Origin of the sequence: Streptomyces shenzhenensis, from assembly GCF_021462265.1 — a bacterium.
Lineage (GTDB): Bacteria > Actinomycetota > Actinomycetes > Streptomycetales > Streptomycetaceae > Streptomyces > Streptomyces shenzhenensis.
Genome location: NZ_JAJONF010000124.1, coordinates 1 through 2,821, shown reverse-complemented (window position 1 = coordinate 2,821; position 2,821 = coordinate 1). Strand labels below are relative to the sequence as shown.

Annotated in this window: 2 protein-coding genes; both read left to right on the top strand. The window is 68.2% G+C overall.

The window, feature by feature from the left end:
- Positions 1-298 precede the first annotated feature (298 nt).
- Positions 299-1,042, top strand: a complete 744-nt coding sequence (locus tag LQ326_RS46945) for a hypothetical protein (RefSeq protein ID WP_234545335.1) — start codon at positions 299-301, stop codon at positions 1,040-1,042.
- Positions 1,043-1,229: 187 nt separating this feature from the next.
- The gene (locus LQ326_RS46940) at positions 1,230-2,795 is read left to right on the top strand and encodes an ISL3 family transposase (RefSeq protein WP_308402179.1); all 1,566 of its coding nucleotides are present in this window, start codon (positions 1,230-1,232) and stop codon (positions 2,793-2,795) included.
- Positions 2,796-2,821: the final 26 nt, after the last annotated feature.

Sequence of the window (2,821 nt, the reverse complement as noted above, 5' to 3'; positions counted from 1 at the left end):
AATTCGGCTCTGGCGATGATCACGTGATGGGTCAGGGTGTCAGAAGTATTCGGAGTCTGAGGAGGTCGCAGTTGGCTCTCCCGTAGCACTGGCGTTTGAGGGCCTTCCAGGCTCAGCCGTCGGTGACCGCGGCCTGGTCGGAGCGGGGGCAGGTGGTCGCCGCGGGCCGAGGCGGCAGCCGTGTGGGCGCGGGGCTGGGACCCGACCGGCTCGCCGTCGGTCTCGCGCCCATGGGGGAAGTCAGGGGTGGGTGTGAAGAGGATTATGGGGGTCGGAACATCAGGGTGAGGGGGAGGCCATGAGGTGGCTGGGATCGGTGCGGTGTCCGGTGGGAACGGCCGAGGAGGCGTGGGTCGAGGACAACATGGCCTGGCTGGCTGACCAGTTCGAGCCGGAGGTGCGGGCGGAGCGGATGGTGGAGCCGACGGCCGAGTTCTTCCCCGGGGCCTACGCCGGGTCGGACGAGGACATCCGGCGTACCGTGCAGCGGGTGTGCAAGCGGATGCGGGTGGACTACGGACGGCTGCTGGTAGAGGTGGAGCCGTACGACGACACCGAGCGGCAGACCTGGTTGAAGTTGGGCCTGCAGTACCGCAGCGGCGGAGCCGTCGGGCACTACCGGCGCGAGGGCGGACGTCCGGTGGTGGCGATCAGTCAGCACCTGACCCGGCAGCCGATGGCGCTGGTGGCGACCATCGCGCACGAGCTGGGGCACGTGCTGCTGCTGGACGAGGGGCGGATCACCACCGCCCAGCGGCCCGACCACGAGCAGCTGACGGACCTGCTGACGGTCCACTTCGGGCTGGGGATCTTCAGTGCCAATGCGTCGTTCGACTTCACGCGGGACAGCAGCGGGTGGTCGCGGTCCCAGCTGGGTTACCTGAGCGAGGAGATCTACGGGTACGCGCTGGCGGTCTACGCCGCCGCGCGCGGCGAACAGCAGCCGCCGGAGTGGGCGCGGCACCTGGATACGAACCCCCGCGTCTACATGAAGCAGGGGTTGCGGTACCTGTCCCGGAAAACGCGACAGGTACGGAGTTGATGTCAGTGTTCACGGAATTCCGGGCTCTGGTGATGATCACGTGAAGTTGGCTGTTCAGCGCGCCCTGGCGCGATCGGCTCCGTGGAGCCCGAGAGGATGACCTGCGTGCCTATCTTCGAGTATTGACCTGTTGTTGCCCCATCTGAGAGCTGTCAGTGTCGACCGGGTCGAGTCCGATGGGTTGTCGGTGACGCTCTTTGTGCGGTCGTCCGCGCAGGTCGCGGGATGTTCGGGGTGCGGGGCGCAGTCGTCCCGGGTTCACGCGCGCTACCAGCGGATGCTGGCGGATGCGCCGTCGGCGGGGCGCAGGACGAGGGTAGTGGTGACGGTGCGCCGCTTCAAGTGCGACAATCCTGCGTGCGCGCTGTCAACGTTCAGCGAGCAAATCCCGCACCTGACAACGCCGTTCGCGCGGCGGACCCCGGTGCTGACCGAGGCCCTGGTAGCCATTGCGCTCGCGCTGGCCGGCCGGGCCGGCGCACGACTGGCCACGACGCTGGGCATGCCGTGCGGCCGCGACCTGCTCATCAAGATGATCCGCGCGCTGCCAGCACCCGAGGTCCCGGCGGTGAAGGTACTAGGGGTCGACGACTTCGCGATTCGCCGCCGTCACACCTACAACACCATCCTGATCGATATGGCCACGCACCGGCCGATCGACGTCCTGCCGGATCGAGAGGCCGCCACGCTGGCTGCCTGGCTGGTCGAGCACCCGGGCGTCGAGGTCGTATGCCGTGATCGCGGAGGTGCGTATGCCGAGGGTGCCCGCACCGGCGCGCCGGACGCCATCCAGGTGGCAGACCGCTTTCATTTATGGCAGAACCTGTGCGAAGCGGTCGGGAAGACCGTGAACTCCCACTACCACTGCCTCCGCGTCCAGGCCGAGCGGGCCACACCGGAACCGGAGCCGACCCCGGAACCCGTGCCGGCGGCGGTCCTCGCGCCGGAGCCCGCGCTGCCACCGCGCCCGGAGCGGCGACTGGCTATCCGCACCCGCGAGTGCTTCGAGGCGGTGCAGAGCCGCTTGGCGGCTGGCATGTCACGGGCGGCAGTAGGCCGTGAGCTGAACCTGGACCAGCAGACCGTCCGCCGGTTCGCCGACGCCACCACGCTGGCGGAACTGCTGGTGAAGTGCGAGAACCGCGTGACGAAGCTCGACAGCTACCGCGAGCAGGTCCACGCGTTGTGGAACGCCGGCGTCACCGATGCCGCGGTGATCACCGAGCGGATCAGGCCGCTGGGGTTCACCGGCAGCGTGCAGATCGTGCGCCGCTACCTGCGCGCATTCCGAATACCCGGAACCAGTCGCAGCCGTCCCGATCCGGTCCGAAGGCGGGCGGCCCCGTCAGGCCCGATGATTCCCAAGCCCCGGAAGATCAGCCGCTGGATCCTCAGCCACCCCGACCACCTGGATCACGACGAGACCCTGGAGATCAAAGGCCTCCTCACACGGTGCGAGCATCTGCACCGCCTGGACGGCCACGCGCGCTCCTTCGCCGCCATCATGACCGGCAGACGCGGCACCGAAATCACCGACTGGATCGAGCGCGTCGAGGCTGACGACCTGCCCGCACTCCACACCTTCGCCACCGGACTACGCCGCGACCTGGCCGCAGTCACCAACGGCCTGAGCCTGGAACACAACTCAGGCGCCGTGGAGGGAGCAGTCACACGAGCCAAGGCCCTCAAACGCCAGTGCTACGGGAGAGCCAACTTCGACCTCCTCAGACTCCGAATACTCCTGACACCCTGACCCATCACGTGATCACCGCCAGAGCC

Excerpts from the sequence above, each read along its gene's own strand:
- LQ326_RS46945 (WP_234545335.1), top strand. The coding sequence starts at position 299 with ATGAGGTGGCTGGGATCGGTGCGGTGTCCGGTGGGAACGGCCGAGGAG.